General features: G+C 43.3%; 19 protein-coding genes. 2 read left to right on the forward strand and 17 right to left on the reverse strand.

Annotated features, from left to right (window positions below; genetic code table 11):
- The first annotated feature begins 9 nt into the window (after positions 1 to 9).
- Positions 10 to 426 carry a transposase gene (locus tag G400_RS16670; protein ID WP_404825503.1) on the forward strand — a complete coding sequence of 139 codons (417 nt, stop codon included), beginning with the start codon at positions 10 to 12 and terminating at the stop codon, positions 424 to 426.
- On the opposite strand, the gene G400_RS0110325 is transcribed toward G400_RS16670, so the two are convergent.
- From G400_RS0110325 to G400_RS0110390, 14 genes are all read right to left on the reverse strand, one after another.
- Positions 353 to 904 carry a tyrosine-type recombinase/integrase gene (locus tag G400_RS0110325; protein ID WP_017260797.1) on the reverse strand — a complete coding sequence of 184 codons (552 nt, stop codon included), beginning with the start codon at positions 902 to 904 and terminating at the stop codon, positions 353 to 355. The genes G400_RS16670 and G400_RS0110325 overlap by 74 nt on opposite strands.
- A 153-nt stretch (positions 905 to 1,057) precedes the next feature.
- Complete coding sequence (locus G400_RS0110330) at positions 1,058 to 1,513, reverse strand: MarR family winged helix-turn-helix transcriptional regulator (protein ID WP_017260798.1); 456 nt, start codon at positions 1,511 to 1,513, stop codon at positions 1,058 to 1,060.
- Between the two features lie 276 nt (positions 1,514 to 1,789).
- Entirely contained in the window at positions 1,790 to 4,882 is a 3,093-nt protein-coding gene (locus G400_RS0110335; protein WP_026017035.1) for a YhgE/Pip domain-containing protein, read from the reverse strand.
- Between the two features lie 301 nt (positions 4,883 to 5,183).
- Positions 5,184 to 6,320, reverse strand: a complete 1,137-nt coding sequence (locus G400_RS0110340) for a sensor histidine kinase (RefSeq protein WP_026017036.1) — start codon at positions 6,318 to 6,320, stop codon at positions 5,184 to 5,186.
- 2 nt (positions 6,321 to 6,322) lie between these two features.
- Positions 6,323 to 7,012, reverse strand: coding sequence for a response regulator transcription factor (locus G400_RS0110345; protein WP_017260801.1), 690 nt, complete (start codon positions 7,010 to 7,012; stop codon positions 6,323 to 6,325).
- 167 nt (positions 7,013 to 7,179) lie between these two features.
- A complete protein-coding gene (locus G400_RS15090; RefSeq protein WP_017260802.1) occupies positions 7,180 to 7,950 on the reverse strand; it encodes a DUF1129 domain-containing protein in 771 nt (256 codons plus the stop codon).
- A 25-nt stretch (positions 7,951 to 7,975) separates the two neighbouring features.
- Positions 7,976 to 9,079 carry a redox-regulated ATPase YchF gene (gene ychF / locus G400_RS0110355; protein ID WP_017260803.1) on the reverse strand — a complete coding sequence of 368 codons (1,104 nt, stop codon included), beginning with the start codon at positions 9,077 to 9,079 and terminating at the stop codon, positions 7,976 to 7,978.
- Between the two features lie 24 nt (positions 9,080 to 9,103).
- A complete protein-coding gene (locus G400_RS0110360; protein WP_017260804.1) occupies positions 9,104 to 9,295 on the reverse strand; it encodes a DUF951 domain-containing protein in 192 nt (63 codons plus the stop codon).
- Between the two features lie 31 nt (positions 9,296 to 9,326).
- A complete protein-coding gene (locus tag G400_RS0110365; protein WP_017260805.1) occupies positions 9,327 to 10,226 on the reverse strand; it encodes a ParB/RepB/Spo0J family partition protein in 900 nt (299 codons plus the stop codon).
- Positions 10,216 to 10,983, reverse strand: a complete 768-nt coding sequence (locus G400_RS0110370) for a ParA family protein (RefSeq protein WP_017260806.1) — start codon at positions 10,981 to 10,983, stop codon at positions 10,216 to 10,218. The genes G400_RS0110365 and G400_RS0110370 overlap by 11 nt, the downstream gene beginning before the upstream one ends.
- Positions 10,984 to 11,010: 27 nt before the next feature.
- Positions 11,011 to 11,859: a nucleoid occlusion protein gene (gene noc / locus G400_RS0110375; protein WP_017260807.1), complete on the reverse strand. Its 849-nt coding sequence runs from the start codon at positions 11,857 to 11,859 to the stop codon at positions 11,011 to 11,013.
- A 24-nt stretch (positions 11,860 to 11,883) separates the two neighbouring features.
- The gene (rsmG, locus tag G400_RS0110380) at positions 11,884 to 12,615 is read right to left on the reverse strand and encodes a 16S rRNA (guanine(527)-N(7))-methyltransferase RsmG (protein ID WP_017260808.1); all 732 of its coding nucleotides are present in this window, start codon (positions 12,613 to 12,615) and stop codon (positions 11,884 to 11,886) included.
- A 167-nt stretch (positions 12,616 to 12,782) separates the two neighbouring features.
- Entirely contained in the window at positions 12,783 to 13,343 is a 561-nt protein-coding gene (locus tag G400_RS15820) for a VanZ family protein (protein ID WP_017260809.1), read from the reverse strand.
- 488 nt (positions 13,344 to 13,831) lie between these two features.
- A complete protein-coding gene (locus G400_RS0110390) occupies positions 13,832 to 15,103 on the reverse strand; it encodes a NupC/NupG family nucleoside CNT transporter (RefSeq protein WP_017260810.1) in 1,272 nt (423 codons plus the stop codon).
- 1,126 nt (positions 15,104 to 16,229) lie between these two features.
- On the opposite strand from G400_RS0110390, the gene G400_RS0110395 reads away from it, so the two are divergent.
- Positions 16,230 to 17,132, forward strand: coding sequence for a LysR family transcriptional regulator (locus tag G400_RS0110395; protein ID WP_017260811.1), 903 nt, complete (start codon positions 16,230 to 16,232; stop codon positions 17,130 to 17,132).
- A gap of 63 nt (positions 17,133 to 17,195) precedes the next feature.
- Here G400_RS0110395 and G400_RS0110400 read toward each other — a convergent pair whose 3' ends face one another.
- The 3 genes from G400_RS0110400 to G400_RS0110410 all read right to left on the reverse strand — a co-directional run bounded on the left by G400_RS0110400 (position 17,196) and on the right by G400_RS0110410 (position 19,021).
- Positions 17,196 to 17,477 (reverse strand): helix-turn-helix domain-containing protein, encoded by a 282-nt coding sequence (locus tag G400_RS0110400; protein WP_017260812.1) that lies wholly within the window; start codon positions 17,475 to 17,477, stop codon positions 17,196 to 17,198.
- Complete coding sequence (locus tag G400_RS0110405; protein WP_017260813.1) at positions 17,461 to 17,817, reverse strand: type II toxin-antitoxin system RelE/ParE family toxin; 357 nt, start codon at positions 17,815 to 17,817, stop codon at positions 17,461 to 17,463. The genes G400_RS0110400 and G400_RS0110405 overlap by 17 nt, the downstream gene beginning before the upstream one ends.
- A 187-nt stretch (positions 17,818 to 18,004) precedes the next feature.
- The gene (locus G400_RS0110410; RefSeq protein ID WP_017260814.1) at positions 18,005 to 19,021 is read right to left on the reverse strand and encodes a lipoate--protein ligase; all 1,017 of its coding nucleotides are present in this window, start codon (positions 19,019 to 19,021) and stop codon (positions 18,005 to 18,007) included.
- Between the last annotated feature and the right edge of the window lie 21 nt (positions 19,022 to 19,042).

Here is a 19,042-nt window from a genome sequence, read left to right on the forward strand (position 1 = left end):
CAGGTCAGCATCAACAATAACTGGTTGTACTTTAAAAATTACGCCAGAGTTCAACTCCAAAGTGACGAAGGTAAGAAGATTTATGGTCAACGAAAAATCGAGGTCGAACCAGTCTTCGCAGATGTGAAGGCTCATTTGAGGTTTACTCGATTTTCGGTTAGAGGGTTAGATAAAGTAAACAACGAAGTTGGATTGGTCCTAATGGCCATGAATATGATTAAATGGGCCCGAGAAAAGGCCCATATAAACATAGAAATTCGAAAAAACCAGGGCAATGAAAAAATCGACCAGAGAAAAGCAAAAATCACTTTTCTCTGGTCGATTTATTTTGAGTTATGTCCCAAACTCTTTTTTATTTTCCCAAACGAAAACCTCGCAGCGCATTTTGAATGTCGAGCTCTTCGATACCCAAGTAACGTTTGGTAACAGACTCACTTGAATGGTTTAACAAAATCATTAGCGTCGCGATATCGTGTGTTTGTTGATAATAATGATAACCAAATGTTTTTCGTAATGTGTGTGTCCCAATATCATGACGATTGAGCTGCAAGGCTGCCTTTTGAAAGATTTTGTAAACCGAATTCACACGTAGCGGTTGTCCATAACTGCTGACGAAAAGATAGTCACTGTCAGGTAACCCGTCAATGTAAGTCATCACTTCTTCGCGAATACTTGCTAAATATAGTAATCGCTTTTTACCAGTCTTCTGCTCCGTAATCGTACAATTGTGAATTCGTTTAACGTCGGCGACCCGCAAACGGACAATGTCGCTCATCCGTAGTCCTGTGTTCATGCCTAATAACACCAAAAAACGATTACGTTTACTAAACCGTCCAACGCTAACTGCATGAATAAATTGCTGAATTTCAACTGCTGTTCGCAATGGTTGCACATTATATGTCATAAAATATTCCCCCCGCTTTTTTTAACAACGATTATTGCCATTAATAGTTTACTCGATGCAACCATTAATACAGCGGTTGATGCCTAATTAAGGACAAAAAAAGCGCAGAATAATCTGCGCTTACTTTGTCCTGCATGTATCTTACAACACAGTTCACTTAATTGGTGTGCTATCCAACGTTTCCGCAAAAGTTGCAAAATTTTGGTGCAGGCGTTGCATTTCAGTTAATGGCATTTCATTCAATATCCGTTGGGCAATTTCAGTCGCCTGAGTATGTACCCGATCAGCCAATTTTTCCCCACGTTTGGTCAATTCAATACGATGTCGACGCCGATCGTTTTCGTCTTCGCTAATTTTAATCAAATTCCGGTTGAGCAATTCGGTAATTTGAAGTGACACGGCACCCTTAGAAATATGGTTTTGTTGAATCAAGTCAGCTGTAGTGACACTTGAATCATTAGCTATCTGATTCAAAATGGAAAGACTGCTCCATCCCAAACCGAACTTTTTAGCAACCCGTTTCAGAGTTTTCTCTATCGAACGGAAACTAGCCAAATAGCCTTCTGACATCATAGTAATCACCATTTCAAGTTGTTGCTCATTTTGCATTTGACTTCTCCTAATATATACGTAACTTGCGCAACCATTTTTAATACGAATGGTTTAATGTCAATCCCGTCAATCTGTTAAACATTTATTTTTATATGATGTTTATAGTCAATGGGATTAATTTATATTTAAAGTATATCACGCACAATCAAATTATTGCATAAACGAGCCCTTATTTATTTTTATCACGGGAATTATTACTCATCACTTTTCGAATTAAACCACCAAAAAAGCCGTCACAGCCAAGTTTGGCCGTAACGACTTCTTTATTAAAAACTATTTTTCAACATCTTGTAACTTCTGATTATCATCAAGCTGCGAGAAGCCTTGCAGATGCATGCGTTGCAATAACAACATCGATAACCATAACAGGACTGCGAAGATCACTGCCATGAGCAGTAACAAGCCAACTGCCTGTGTAACCGTGTCATTACCCAAGCCGGACGTTAATCCCTGACGTAAGCCAAGAATTGAGTACGTCATTGGTAAGTATGGATGAATGGCATTGTAGAAGCCGTTTGTTACTTGCATTGGGAATGTACCGCCTGAACCACCAAGTTGCAACATCAGAAGAACCATGGCGATGAAACGACCAGGGTTATCCAACAACATGGATAGGAACATGACAAGGAACATCGACGCTATCGAGAAACTGATTGAAACAGCAAACATCTGACCAGGATGATCAGCTGACAAGCCGAATAACATCATCAAACCAGTTTCAGCAACTGCTTGCACCACAGCAACAACTAAACCAATCGTGGTCTTACTGAAGAACCAAGCCGTTGCGCTTTGCCCAGACATCGAAACCTTCCGTATTGGGTAAGCAAAGTTGAAGACGATTGCCCCAACATACAAGGCAACTGAAAGCACGTATGGTGCCAATGCGTGACCGTAGTTAGCAACCTTGCTGTAACTCTTGTGTGTCAACTTGGTTGGCGCACTAAACATGTCAGATGTCTTAGAAGTTAACGGCATTGCATTAACTTGATCAGCACCCTTACCAAGTGCGTCTGACAGTTTAACGGAACCAGTAACCAGCTTCTTCGTTCCGTCTTTCAAGGCAGGCGAGTTGCTGTTCAATTGAGAAGTACCATCAGCAAGCTGGTTAACACCATCTGTTAAGGCTGGAATCTGACTGTTCAATTGATCCAAACCACCAGAAAGCTGGTAAGACCCATTTGCCAATTGTTGAACACCACCGACTAATTGAGGTACCTGAGCGTTCAACTGACCGATACCACCATTCAACTGACTGTTACCAGCACTAACTTGATCAGCGCCAGAAACCAATGCGGCAGAGTTACCAGTAATTTGTGATGAACCATTAGCAAGCTGTGCAACACCGTTAGTCAGTGCAGGAACTTGACTATTAAGTTGACCCAAACCACCGTTCAGTTGATTAGCACCATTCACAAGGGCGGTAGAATTACTGTTAATTTGATTGGCACCAGAAGCAATCGCGCTAATGCCATTAGTGAGCGCAGGTACTTGACCGTCTAATTGACCTAATCCATTGGAAACTGCCGTAGCGCCATTTTGTAGAGTTGAAGAACTGGCAGCTAACTTGTTAACTCCTTGAGCTGCTGCACCAACACCATTAACATATTGTTGCACCTCAGGTAGCTTTTGTTTTAGAGTCGCACTTTGCGTTTGTATATCCGCTAATTCTTGTTGAGTCGGCATACCGCCTTTTATCTGATCAACTTTGTTCATCAAGTCTCGTGCAGAAGTCAAAGCAGCCTGCGTCTTGCTTACATCCACTTTTCCAAGTGACGCTTTAACAGTGCCTAACTTAGTTGAAAGATCGTTAATTGAGTTGGCACCATCATTGGTACCCTTTACTGCGGCCTGTACTTGACCACTTGATAGTTGACCGTTAACTCCAGCAACAGCAGTCTTCAAAGCGTTAAGCTTTTCATCACTGCTTTTCCCATCACTTGCGTTAGCCTGATCCAGTGCAGCCTGTAGTTGAGTCTGGGTTGCAGAAACGGCACCAGTGGTTCCCTTCATTGCCGCTTGTAATTGAGATAATTGATCCGTATTGATTTGATTAAGGTCATCAGGATTCATATTACTGAGAGCTGCAATGGAAGGAGCAGCAGCGTTCATTGCCGTTTCTGTGGCCGTTACAGAGTTCATCACATCTGGAAGTTCTGGCGCTAGCTTTGAAATCTTATCCAATGTAGAGTTATTTGAAATTGAATTCAACGTGCTCAGTAGCTCTCCATTTTTGGACGACAATGTATTTAACCCTGTTTGAATCTGCGCAACACCACTTGTATAGTCCTGAACGCCCGTTGTTAGAGATTTTGACCCTCCTGCCAACTGGTTGACGCCTGAAGATAACGCACCAGTTTGACCATTCAAAGTTTGAATACCGCTATTTAGAGTACCAACTGCTCCAGTATAAGACTGCACACCGTTAGCCAATGTACCAGATCCACCAGCAAGTTGACCGACGCCATTTGCTAACTGACCAGTGCTACCATTTAACGTTTGGATGCCTGAGTTCAAGGTACCAACTGCCCCAGTGTAAGACCGAACGCCTGATGCAACCTGACCCGAACCGGATACAAGCTGATTTGATCCATCCGCTAGCTGACTAACGCCTGAAGATAACTGGCCCGTTTTGCCGTTCAACGTCTGCAAACCATCGTTCAGCGTCTTACCACCATCAGCCAACTTACCGACACCAGATGACAATGGGCCAACACTCATCTTCATGGTTTGGACACCATCGTTTACCTGACTCACGTAAGCCGTGTAGGTATCGATACCTGTACCAAGCGTCTTTTGACCCTTAGATAAGGTCTTAGCACCCTTGGCAGCGGTATTCATCCCCTTCCCAACCTTCTTAACTTGTTGGAAAGTTGCATCGGCATAAGCCTTGATGATTGTTTGACGAATCTTTTCGTTCAACCCGGTGGCACCAATCTGACTGATAACTTCACCAATGTAGTTTAATGATCCATTGGTTTCATATTGGATATCCATCTTTTTAGGGTTCTTGCTCAGCACGGACGCAGCATTTTTAGATGTGTCCTTAGGGAAAGTAACAATCGTGTAGTACTTCTTGTCCTTTAACCCTTGCTTAGCCTTCTTTTCAGAAACAAACCGCCAACCAAGCTGATGATCCTTCTTCAGGGATTTAACCGCTTGATCCCCGACACTCATCGTCTGGCCTTGATATTTTACCGGTTGGTCGTTGTTAACAACGGCAACAGGCAGATGCTGTGTTTCCCCATATGGGTTCCAAACAGACTTTAAGAAGAAAATACTGTATAAGAATGGAATAATCATAATGGCAAGAACAGAAATCAGGATTAACCGATTCTTTCCAATAAACTTCCATTCATTCGCAATCATCTTCACGTGGTGCCACCTCTTTTTCTCTCGTAATTCTAAGTTACATACAAACATTTTTATGCGACCGTGCCCACAAAAAAATCATCATTTCATTGCGGACATTACAAGTCCACAATATACACCGATTGTTAACAAACCTCAACCATTTATCAGTGCACTAAAACGTTTTCTTAATTATTCCATAGCGTTGATAACGCTTAACTGCACGGTTAGACGGCGTTTTGAAACCACAAAAAAATCCGTTTCAAACGAAAAAAGTTTTCGTTAAAACGGATTATCTCTTCTATATAACATTAGTTATTTACGGTTGTTGTAAAGGCTGATCGTGATGAATCGGTAAGTGGATCACAAAACTCGTGAGGTTTTCATCGGACTCAGCAAAGATATAGCCGCCATGACGCTCAACGATACTCTGTGCAATTGCCAAGCCCAGACCAGTCCCGCCAGTTTCCTTCGAACGTGATTCTTCAACGCGGTAGAAACGTTCAAACAGTTGATTCAACGCTGCCGTTGGAATTTCACGACCATCGTTGGAAACACGTACGATGACTTCATTACCCTTTAGTTTGGCATTAAGTTCGATAAACGTCGCGTTCTCACCATACTTAAGTGCGTTTGAAATCAGGTTATTGAACACACGCCCCAACTTCTCAGCATCGGCTTCCATCATAATGTTGTCAGGAACAGTCGTCGACGTAATTGTCAGTTGTTTTCGACTCGCTTCCAATTCATAACTAGCCGCTAACTGCTCGAGCATTTGACTGAAGTTAATTTCATTAATGGTTAGCTCAGCTTCAGTACCACGCATTTTCAGGTACTCAAACAGATCTTCCACCAACGATTTCATCTGAGTGGCCTTTAAATAGGCAATGTGAGAGTACTTGACCAAATCTTCATCTGTCTGATACTGATTATTCTCAATCAAGCCTAAATAGCCAATGATGGACGTCAATGGTGTCCGAATATCATGACTGACGTTTGTAATCAATTCATCCTTAGAACGTTCTGCCTGTCGTTCATCATTCATCGACTGCGTGGCGGAATCAACCAATGAGTTGACCGAATCCACAACTCGTTGCAAACGATGATTCAGTTTGAATGAAATACGGTGCTCCAAGTGACCGTCTGAAATGTAGTGCAATTCATCGATGATATGATTCATCTGGTAAAGGTGATAACGTCTAATCAGCCGCCAGTACAAAACGGCACAGTCAATGAGGATCATGACTGCAATAAAAATATTTTGATAGCTCCAAATGTACCGTCCACCAATCACCAGTGACCGTTTGATCATGTACACCCCACCAGCGATCCCCGGATTAGAATGCAATAGATCGTTTAAAATCACAACCAGCGATAGATTTAAAAGGAGCAGCAACACAATGGTTACTACCCCTTCAAAAATTAACGACCACTTTTCGCGTGGAGTTAGTTTCATCATTAGTGTGCCTCAATCTTGTAACCAACGCCCCAAACGGTTTCAATAACCTTTTCACCGTTAGTTGCTTCTTCAATCTTGTCACGTAAATGACTCACGTGAACCATAACCGTTTTTGCGGATACAACCGATTCTTGTTGCCAAACGCGTTCAAAGATGTCATCAGCTGAGAAGACACGGTTGGGATGACTCGCCAACAGGTATAAAATACCAAATTCCAGAGCTGTCAATTGAATCGTTTGCCCATCAATCGTTTTGACTTCGTGTGAGTCTTTGTTGATGGTCAATGGTCCAATGTCTAAAACATCAGGTGTGTCACTGGTAACGTGATCCTCAGACCGGCGTAGCAATGACTTTACCCGAGCCATTACTTCAAGCGGGTTGAATGGCTTAGTAACGTAGTCATCAGCTCCAGAGATCAGTCCTTGAATCTTGTCCATGTCACCAGTCTTAGCCGACAGAATCAAGATCGGAATTTGTGAGTCCTTACGAACTTGCTTAACCACTTCAATCCCATTCATTTCAGGCATCATGATGTCCAAAATCATCAAGCCAATATCGGGATTGGTGTTCAACTTTGTTAACGCATCCTTACCGGTATAGGCTGAGATTGGTTCGTAACCTTCATTTTTAATGTAAATTTCTAATAACTGTGCGATTTCTTTGTCGTCGTCAACCACTAAAATCTTCATCGACATTTTCCTCCATTATTGGAACACGTGGTGTGCTCAACGTAACCAGGTTGATTACGGAGCGAAATACCTGTGGTCTATTCTACTAGACATTGACGGCTGGGACAAATTAAGAAAGAGCAAAGGAAAAAGCCACCATTTTAATGGCAGCTTTAAAATTTCCAAATTTACTTACGCTGATTCTGTCTGTTCCGCGCGTTGTTAGGGTTGGCAAACATCCCGCCAATGATGTTGAAACGGCGACGTAGCCACAAATCAGCGCCAAATGCCGCCAAGGCCAACAAGATGTACAACCATGCTGGCAAGATCGGGTTAACAACTGGTGGTAATAAGCTGACACCCATGAAGAGAACCAGAATTAATACCAGTAGTCCTGCCATTGCTAACAGGATTCGCCATAATGGCAAACGTTTGCGACGATCCGTTGGGTTTAGCATTGGCGTTAACCATGACCAACCAAGGCCAAAGACAATTGACACGATCAGAATACCGACAATCCCCATTTGACCAGATTGCTGTGCTGGCTGTTTGGAGAAGAAGCCCAAGATTCCGTACATCGCTGTGAAAATGGCCAAGATACTCAACGCACTATCAGCGGCAGTTGGCCAGAAGCCAGCTGGTTCAGCGCCATCACCATTCGTGTTCTTGGCAGGCCCGTTGATCAGTTCATCGGCGTGGGCTGTTGGCGTGCCAAACAGTTGTTTTGCTGTTTGACCAGTCTTTTGACCTTCCTTCAACTTGTTTAACGTGTCATCCACTTTAACATTACGCTGTTCACCAGTATAATCCCGTTGGTCCAGGATCTTGTTTAACTGGTACATGAATTCTTCGTTACGTTTAGTCAACCCTTGATCATTAAAACGGCTTGTATCAGTCCGAATTTGACCATGATGCTCTTGCTTAGCACCCGCGTTACGTTCGCGATTTTCTTCAGTCACAATAAATCTCCTTATGTGTCAATTTCTAAACGTTGAACCGGAATTCAACGATGTCGCCGTCTTGCATGACGTAGTCCTTACCTTCAAGCCGTAACTTACCAGCTTCACGGACCTTTTGAACACTGCCAAGGCTGTCTAAATCGTTAAAGGACATAACTTCGGCACGGATAAATCCACGTTCGAAGTCCGAGTGAATGATTCCGGCGGCTTGTGGTGCCTTTGTGCCGGCACGGTAAGTCCATGCACGGGTTTCCTTACCACCAGCAGTAAAGAATGTCTCCAAACCGAGCAGTTTGTATGAAGCACGAATCAACTTGTTCAAGCCTGGTTCGTCAACCCCTTCAGCTTCAAGGAACTCTGGCTTATCTTCATCATCCATTTCGGCAATTTCTTCTTCAGTCTTCGCCGAAACTGCAACTACACCACTGCCTTCTGTGGCCGCAAACTTTTCAATCTGCTTAACATACTCAGAAGCTTCCGGATCAGCCATGTCATCTTCAGCAATGTTGGCCACGTACAGAACTGGCTTGGATGTTAATAAGAACAAACCGTTGACGATTTTCTGTTCGTCCTTGTCAAAGTCCAATGTCCGCACGGATTTACCAGCTTCCAAAACTGGTTTAATGCGCTTCAACACACTATATTCAGCAATGGCATCCTTTTCTTTAGCATTAGTAGCGGCTTTTTCAACCTTGGCATACCGTTTGTTCACAGCGTCCAAGTCGGCAATAATCAGCTCAGTGTTAATGGTGTCGATGTCTTCCAATGGTTCAACCGTTCCTGTAACACTGGTGATGTTATCGTCATCAAAAGCCCGGACCACGTGAACAATCGCGTTAACCTGACGAATGTTTTCAAGGAACTTGTTGCCTAGTCCTTCACCCTTACTGGCACCCTTAACGATCCCAGCAATATCGGTGAACTCAAACGTTGTTGGCACAACCTTGTCAGCTGGTTCGATTTCTTGAATCCGGTCAAGCCGTGAGTCAGGTACTTCGACCATTCCCACGTTTGGTTCAATCGTTGCGAACGGGTAGTTTGCCATTTCGGCACCCGCCTTGGTAATTGCGTTGAAAAGCGTGGACTTACCAACGTTTGGTAGTCCAACAATTCCTGCTGTTAAAGCCATGTTAACCCTTCACACTTTCTTTGTTTATTCGGCTGCCGATGCCTTGCGGAGAATCTTCTTGAGTTTCTTTTCGAACTCCCGCCGTGGCATCATTATCATGTGCCCACAACCGAGGCATTTAATCTTAATGTCTGCGCCTAAACGCAAAATTTCCCACTCATTCGTGCCACACGGATGTGGCTTTTTCATTTCAACAACGTCGCCTTTGTCGTACATCGCTTAACCTCCGCTGTTTTCGTGTTAACAATTAATCCAATGAGATGCCTAAAATATCTAAGATCCGGCTAAGATCATCATTTGACATATAGTCAATTTCAATGTGCCCTTGACCCTCATTGTTGGCGTTTGAAATTTGAACTTTCGTGCCAAACTTCTCTTGTAGCTGATCCTCAGAAGCCCGCACGTAGGCAGACTTCTTTACTGGAGTCTTGGCAACTTCTTGCTTGTCACCATTCATCTCACCAACAACTTTTTCCAGCTCACGCACGGTCATACCGTTCTTAACGACCCGGCGAGCCAGCGCAACCACTTTACGCTTATCTTTCAAACCAAGCAATGTTCTTGCTTGACCCATTGATAACTCGTTATCAGCCAACATTTTTTTAATGACATCCGGTAATCCAAGCAAACGAATGTAGTTAGCAATGTATGGCCGGCTCTTACCTAAACGTGCTGATACCTCAGCTTGCGTCAGGTTGAGCTTACTCATCAACGTTTGGTAGGCCTCAGCTTCTTCAAGCGGGGTTAGATCTTCACGTTGCAGGTTTTCCAACACAGCAACTTCCATCATTTCCTGTTCGTTCATGGTTCGAACAATGGCAGGAATGCTACTCTTGCCAGCTAACTTGGACGCCCGAAAACGGCGTTCTCCGGCAATGATTTCGTAGCGATTTAATTTTTCATCAGGTTGTCGAACAATGATTGGTTGAAAGACCCCTGATTTTTCAATTGAGCTTGCGAGTTCTTTTAGCGCCTTACGGTCAAACGTGCGCCGTGGTTGATACGGATTAGGCCGAATGTCCGAGAGTGCAACATCCTCGACTTGTTCAGCAGTCACATCATTAAGACTGTCAGCCAACCCATTTTCCTCGAACAACGCGTTAATTCCCTTGCCGAGGCCTTTTCCAGTCGTTTTCTTACTTGCCATGCGCTTCGAGGACCTCCTCTGCTAATTGTGAATAAACTTCGGCGCCTCGTGACTTCGGATCGTAATCTATGATAGCGAGTCCGTGACTAGGCGCTTCTGACAAACGAACGTTACGCGGAATAATTGTCTTATAGACGCGATCACCAAAGTACTTTTGAACTTCGGCGTTAACCTGAGCACCCAAATTAGTCCGGGCATCAAACATGGTTAGTAATACCCCTTCGATGCGCAAACTACGATTAAAATGTTTCTGAACCAGTTTAATTGTATTTAATAACTGACTGAGCCCTTCCAAAGCGTAATATTCACTTTGCACGGGAATCAAAATGGAATCGCTGGCTGTGAAGGCGTTGATCGTAAGCAGTCCAAGTGACGGTGGGCAGTCGATTAAGATGAAGTCATAGTCGTCATGCACCTCTTGAAGGGCATCCTTAAGCCGCGTTTCACGGGCCATCAAGTTAGTCAGTTCAATTTCAGCACCGGACAACTGAATTGTTGCGGGTACAATATCCATGCCTGGATGATTAGTCGGTAAAATAACTTCTGAAATTGGTGTTTCATTAACCAACACGTCGTAAATATCTTTTTGAATGTTGGCTTTTTGAATCCCAATCCCACTCGTTGCATTACCCTGAGCATCTGTGTCGACTAATAGAATCTTTTGACCCTGGTTAGCCAGGCACGCACCAAGGTTGACGCTGGTCGTTGTTTTACCAACACCACCCTTTTGATTTGCGAGCGCAATTACATATCCCATCAACGTTAACTCCTCATATCCCTTTGCTTAATTCTTGCTGCCACTATGACCATCTTTTGGTAAATCGATAACAATGCGATACCCGTCATCGGTGTTCTCTTCGTGCACATGAACGGATAAGCCAGTGTCACGAATCATCTTAGCCGACTCTTTAATCGTATTAACCGCGATGCGAGTATCGGACGTCAAGCCTCGCAACCGTTTCTTTGGCCGCTGTGGTGTAACTGGCTTTTCTGTCGTTAGTTCTGAAACCAACCGTTCAGTAGCCTTAACGTTCATATCGCGATCTTCAATCTGCATTAACACGTGTCGTTGCTGATCGGCATTTAACGGCAGTAACGCCCGTCCATGACGTTCGGAAATCTTCTTAGCACTGATAGCATCCAAAACTGGTTGACTGAGCTTTAATAAACGCAATTTGTTTGCAACCGCCGATTGACTCTTGCCGACACCCTTTGCTAGCTGGGTCTGGGTGACATCGTTAAGCGCCATCAATTGTTGATAAGCCTGAGCTTCTTCAACAGCCGAGAGTTCCTCGCGTTGCAAGTTTTCAATCAACGCCAATGACGCTGTCTCATGATCGTCCATCTTTTCAACGATGGCCGGAATGGTTTCCCAATTCAGCGAAGTCACGGCACGAAAACGACGTTCACCAGCAATAATTTCATACTTGCCAGTCTCGTATTCGCGAACGACAATCGGCTGAAGCAACCCGTGTGCCTTAATCGTTTCAGCCAACTCAGCAATAGCATTTTCATCAAACACTTGTCGTGGTTGAAAACGATTGGGTTCAATGGCAGTCAGCGCTAACTGTTCAATTTTCTGTTGCGGTTTTTCATCGCTTTTATTTCGATTCCCAAATAATGAAAAAGGCATCCGTTAATTTCCTTTCACCAACCATTAGTGTGCGTGTAACGGTTCTTTGTTTGGCGTTCCAGGACGACGTGGATAACGTCCGGGTGTTTCCCGAACCTTATCCAAAACAATGATTTCCCGTGGGTCTCCAGAAACTGGCAGCTCGAACTGATGGCTTTGACTAACCTTCCCACCAAGCGTGTGAATCGCGTATGTCGCATCCGTCAGTTCTTCGTTGGCACCACTAGCCTTCATGGCCAACATTTGTCCACCAACCTTGACTAACGGCAAGCACAACTCACTCATGACACTCATTCGAGCCAGTGCACGTCCTGTAACGTAGTCAAATTGCTCGCGTTGAGGTGACTTTCTCGCCCCAAATGTCTCTGCACGATCATGGACCAACGTGACGTCACGCAATCCCAAAGTGGTCACTAATTCTTGTAAAAAGTTAATCCGCTTGTTTAGTGAATCCACAATGGTGACCTTCAATTGTGGGAACAATATCTTCAGCGGGATTGATGGAAAACCAGCACCCGCACCGACATCACATAAAGTCACAGATTGCGTTTGCAACTCCGGCACAAACAACGCGACTGTGATGGAGTCATAAAAGTGCTTGAGATAAACGTCTGACTCAGCCGTAATCGTGGTTAAATTAAATTTTTTATTGGTTTCAACCAGTAAATTAAAATACTGATCAAAAGCATCCCGTTGTTGATCCGTTAAGGTAATCCCGTGATCAGCTAGGGCAGTCTTGAACTGTTCTGGGTTCATAAAAACTCCTTTAATGTGAAACAACAGTGTGTTTCACGTACTTACACATTTTACCGAAAAAAAGGCAATAAAACAACCGCGCCCAGCGATGTCAACAAGGTTTTAACCCAGTTGCCTGCGCAAGGTCGCGGTTGTAAATTCATATCTCATTTTGATTACGTTTCATCTTAGGTTCGTTGCCAAATTGCGAGCCCCGCTTTGAGTAGAATCCACCCAAGTAATCCACCCAGCGTGTTTAAAAGCAGATCATTTAAATCAAACGTCCGCTCACCAAAATTGAAGTAATTCATGACGAGTTGAGATGTTTCGATAAAAAGTGATGTGCCAAATGCCAGTCCAATTGCACGCCAGAATGGTCTTAATCTAGCAGATAAACCACCGCACAGTAAGGTCAGTGGCAATAACATCAAGCCGTTACCAGCTAACTGATACAAAACCGTTGGCTGACGCCAGTTATACCACATCGCTAACGGATGGACATCAATGGCTCCTTGGAAGGTATAGCCACTAGCTGCCAACGTACCAACATTGCGACTGATATTAATTGGAAAAAGTGTCATGTCAAAAACTGCCCACAGGTAGCCACATAAAACAGCCTGAAAAAGCACCCGAACAAATTTTAATCGATGATGGCGAACGTCGCTTATGACAAGTAAAGCAAAGAAAAGCAACAGTGGCACAATTAATATTTGACTGGTTACCAGCCCATTATGATCAAAAATCATCATTGCTGCATCCCTCCTTGTCGTCTTCATAAGTAAGCTTAACGCTGACCGGCGAAGATTTGGGTTTCACGTGCTTAGACTTGGTAAATTCATAAACAAGTTGCGTAATGTTTGCTGGGCATTGGTATGAGTGACAAGAACAATTTTGAAGTTAAAATTTCGTTCCGTCGACAGTGGACGCCGTTTCATGGGACCGGCTCAAGCCCCAAAATCGGTCTTGAGCCTTGATTTTGAGCCCGTAAACCAGGTCTCAAAAGTCATCCTGCAATCCTAAGTGGCACACCCCTTTGCCACTTAGGATTGCGGCCACGAAACTCTGTCCACTGTCGACTTCACTAACTTATCATGTTGCCCTACACTTTTACGTTTTCACTTAAGATCTCGAGTAAGATCATCAATTTTTCGATTTGATCCTAACAAAAAAGGCGCCACAAGGGCGTCTTTTTATATTTGAGAAAATGAAATTTTCTAAATCGAGTAAATGGGGCTTATTACCAAACGAATAAACCAACCATACCAGCTGAGAGTAATGAAACTAAGATACCTGAAAGTAACATGTAACCAACGTTGCTAGAAATCATGTCGTTCTTATCTTTGCCAACCATACCTTTGAAGGCACCGATAATCATACCAGTAGTCCCAAAGTTAGCGAAGGAAGTTAAGAAGACAGTCAAGATAGCGCGGTAGTGAGGGGCAAAGTGGTTAATTTTACCAGTAATTTCACCCATAACAACGAATTCGTTCGTTACTAACTTCAAGCCCATCAATTGTGAGAAGTCCCAAGCAGTGTGGACGTTCAAACCCATCAACCAAGCTGGGATGAACATGATAACACCAAGGATACTTTCCAATGACAATGGCTTCCAGATCAAGCCAAGTAACTTATCGATCAAACCAGCTAAGGCAACAAAGGCGATAACGTTGGCAGTGATAATCAGAACCAAAGTACCGGCACCTAAGATGGAGTCACCCAAGAATGAGAAGAATGGTTGACGTTTGCCGTTTGATTCAACAGCGCCAGTTTCTTCAGCAGCTGCTTCACTTTCGCCGCCTTCGTCACCGACGTTACCGATTTTAGCAATCGTGTCTTCTTCAGGGTCAACTTCAACAGGGTTCAACATGTTGGTTACGATCAAAGCGTTGATACAGTTCAAAGGAACGGCAGTCAAAACAAATTGACCAGGAACCATTTGCGTGTAAGCACCAAGAATTGAAGCCGTAACACAACTCATTGACATCATTGCCAAAGTAACATCACGTTCAGCCTTCATGGTGGTCAATTGTAACTTGGAAACGGCAAGCGCTTCAGTGTTACCTAAGAACATCATTTCAACGGCGAAGAATGATTCGAACTTTGGTTGACCAGTGATAAAGCTTAAACCGCGACCAATCCATTTGATGATCCATGGCAATACACCGATGTATGTCAGGATATCGAATAATGGCACAATCAACAGAATTGGTAGCAAAGCACTGGTAATGAAGTTAACTGGTGCTGGGTGTGTACCCGTAGCACCAACCCAGTTAGGCAATGCGAAGTTGATCCCTTTGTAGGCAACTTGCACCAACCAGTTGAATCCATCAGCAGCACCCTTAACAACGGCACGGCCACCGGCAAAACTGGTTAATAACCAGGCAATAACTAAGTTTAAGACAACCATGATGCCAACAGAACGCCACTTAATCTTCGAGCGGTTCTTGGACAGTGCCCAAGCAATCGCCAGGTAGACGATAACACCAATGATGTTAACAACTAAATACATAACATATGTCCTTCTTTCCAAAATGATGGTATGTTTCAACCCAAATGCTCCCATTTGAGTCACTCAGCGTTATGCATCGATTTTTCGACGCACATCTCGATGTCGAAAACCTCACCCCTCCTTCAGTTGAAAAGCGGACTTTAGAATAATTTTCACGAAATAATGGCTTGGTTGAAAATGCCTCCGCAAACGGAAAGGTACAGTCCGCTCTCCCTGACCAATTAATAGTACCGTTAATCGAGCTAGGTGTAAACATTGATTCCTCCAGTGAAGCTCCTTTTTAATTTTTAGAGCGGTTACGTGAATATTGAAAACGAATGAAAACGTTTACCGACAGTAATTTCCGAACGGAACGTCGCTTTCATGATTTTAATTATTTTCTAACTTAGTACAACGTTTCACCTATTGATATATCGGCTTTATTGGCATTGCATTCTTAGTCAAGGATCAGCCAGGACTAATGTTTTTGAAAACAACCGAACGTCAAAACATTATTCGGGATTTCCAATACTGAAAATGAGAGAAGAAAAAAGGACCCGCCATATGATGACGGATCCCCTTTGGGTGGGAAAACGTTTTTCGGTCTAGTGCAGGTGCAAGTAACCCCCTGTTATGGTCGATCATTTTATTGTGGCAATGGTCTCACTTTCCTTCTACACTGTGATTCTCGAACACAAAGTCCGCTCCTAAGCGATTTCACTTCATTTTCTGACACGTTGTAAAAGTTGAACCTAACTTGACTGCGACGATCAAACACCCAAGTGCCGCCAGACCTCAACCGTTTTCTTGAGAGTAGTTTACGACCTGCTTCCTTTTTATACCGTAAAAAGGCCTCGGCACATTCAAATAGCAGTCAAAATTTCCTGCCAAGTTTTATCAATTGACTAACATGCCAGATCGCGTTAATCTATTACCATTAAATGAAAGGGGGTGATGTCTTTTGACCATTGGAAATAATCTTAAGGCATCAGCCCACGATAAGAGTGTCGCACGCTTCTAGCGTAAAACAGTCTCTATCCACGGACTGATGCAGTAAGAAAGGCTCTGGGAAATTTTCTCCCAGGGCTTTTTGTTTGCGCTGCTTACTGCTACACTCAACATAATTCATTCAAACGAGGTTCTGTTCATGGCCACTTCATCCTTTGCCTACCAGGTTTTTGCCACCGTCGTTGATAAGCATACGTTCATTGCTGCTGCCGAAACACTTAACATCACACCAAGTGCGGTCAGCCATTCAATCAGTCAGTTGGAAACGCAACTTGGCTTTCCACTGTTTATTCGTAGTCGCACTGGAGTGACGCTCACTGCCGACGGGAATACCGTCTATCCAATCATTCAGGATATTCTTAATTCTGAACAACGGTTGGCCCAAGAAGCAGCCAATATTAACGGTTTAACACATGGGACGATTCGAATTGGCGCTTTCTCATCTGTGCTGCTCAATTGGCTGCCTAGCATTATTCGCGAGTTTCGTCAGCAATACCCTGATATCAACATCACCGTTTACCAAGGGAACTTTAATGATATTGCAGAGCGCGTGCGGTTGGGAACCTTGGACATGGGCTTTTCGGCGCTGCCACTCGATGAAAACATTGTGATTCATCCCCTTATTAAGGACGAAGTGTACTGTTTGACGCCGACGGACTTTGTGCCTAAAAATGGCCATGTTATGACCAGCGCTGACGTAGAGGATAAAACCTTTATTCTGCAACACTCTGACTATGATCGCGATACTAAATTGACGCTGGACCGGTACAATGTCACACCTAATTCACTAAACTACTCCATCGATGACGCCTCAATCATTTCAATGGTGGAAGCGGGCCTAGGGTTTGGTGTTCTGCCCGATTTGGCGCTCAAACGAATTTCTGGGAACATTAATATCTATCCATTTGATGAACCGCATTATCGGACCTTATGTTTGGCCGTGAACAAATCACTGGCACAAGCGCCCACCACCACACGACTGACACGAATCATTCGAGAAAACTTAAGCCGTGAGTACGGTGACAAATTATTGTGGCAATAAGCATAAAAAAAGTATCTCCATCAAGGTGTGACGGGGATACTTTTTTATCCGAAACAGGTTCAACTAAACGAGTCTAATTTCCAATTCTTTTCCAACACTCTGTGCAATTTTTTGAAGTGTCGACAATTTTAAATCCAAATTGCCATTTTCGATTCTAACAATTGTAGATTGCGCTGTCCCAGACACTTGTGCCAATTCACGTTGAGAAATCCCCATTTCTTCTCGTAAGTTTTTAACAGCCAACGCGGCAACAATTTCTCGATCAGCCTTATCATACTCACGTTTGAATTCGGGATCTTTTAGCTGACCAGCAACATACTCATCTAAATCATAACTTTTCTTCATCTCTGTGCCTCCGAATCTTCCCATCCCGAATTGACTTGGCATGATCAATCTCACGCTGTGGTGTTTTATCTGTCTTTTTTGTAAATCCGTGAGTAATAAAATAGTTAGACTCCTCAAGGTGAAAATATATACCTCGCTGAATATTATTGCCCTGAATTGACCGAATTTCATACAGATTAGTCTTTAATTTTTTTACATAACGTTGACGAATGGCAATTTGCAATCCCAATCGTGATATAGCCTGAATGGTTCTAACCATTTTAGCTCGATCCTTTTTGGGAAGATTGTCCAAAAAGCTTTTAAACTCATGGCCGAATTTAAAGTATAGTTTATCATTCATTCACAATGATAGCACACATGCTATCATTAGACACCACCTTACGTTGTTAATTGATCATTCGATTTCCCCAATTCTTATTAGTTTTAAATCTATGATCATTATCAACATACGTAATTCAAATGGCTTTTGTTTTTTTAAAGGCTAGTCTATTTAGAACCATAACATTTTAAGCTTAGAATCCGTAGCTCTAAGCACCCTGTCTCGTCAACAAATCAACCAATTCATTTTCGGTGACTTTCCCGAAGTATTTTGAGACATCCATGCTGTCGAAGACTTGTTTCACCGCGTTTGACTCATACTTAGTCCCAATCAAACGATTTTCAACATCTTTAATATCTGCCTGACCAAAGAAGTCGCCAGTAATCTGAATATCCGTGATGTGACCCTCATCTACGTTCAAGGAGAATTCCACCGTTCCTGCCGCAAAGTGCTCACGTCGTTTGACATTAAACGCTGGTGACTTGCCATAAATCCACTCCCAGTTCTTAAAGTAACGTTGTTCCAAATCGTGAACACCGGCCAATGCCTCATCATCTAATACATACGCATTTGCATCTTCAATGTTTGCAATGTTCAAAATTTTCTTTGCTAATGCATCCCTGAATTCTTCAATAGTCAGGTTTTGATAGGCTGGCGCAAAGTGTGGTTTCAGGTTGGTGACGCGACTACGAACCGATTTAATACCCTTCGATGCAATCTTATCAGCTGGCACGTTCAAAGCCTTAGTTAGCACAGATTGATCGACGTCATACATCAAGGTACCGTGCGAAAACATCCGTCCCTTCTCAACGTGCATCGCATTGCCAGAAAACTTCTTGCCGTCGATTGTAAGATCATTTCGGCCAGTCATTGCAGCGCCCGTCGCACCCATCTCATGCAACGCATTGATAACAGGATCCGTGAACCGTTTGAAATTGCCCACTGCATCCCCGTCGTCCTTGGTAATAAAGCTGAAACTAACATTTCCAAGATCGTCGTAAACAGCACCGCCACCAGAAGTTCGACGAGTCAAAATAATATGGTGTTGGTCAACGTAATCTTGATTGATTTCCTCGAGCACGTTTTGGTATCGACCAACGATAATACATGGAGAGTTAATGTAGAAATATAAAATTGGTTCATCTAAATTAGCGTGCTCCATTAAATATGTTTCAATCGCCAAATTTTCACGAATATCTGTACTTGGACTAGCTAAATAACGCATGTTATCACCTCAAGATTTTTC

Origin of the sequence: Furfurilactobacillus rossiae DSM 15814, from assembly GCF_000428925.1 — a bacterium.
Taxonomy (GTDB): Bacteria; Bacillota; Bacilli; order Lactobacillales; family Lactobacillaceae; genus Furfurilactobacillus; species Furfurilactobacillus rossiae.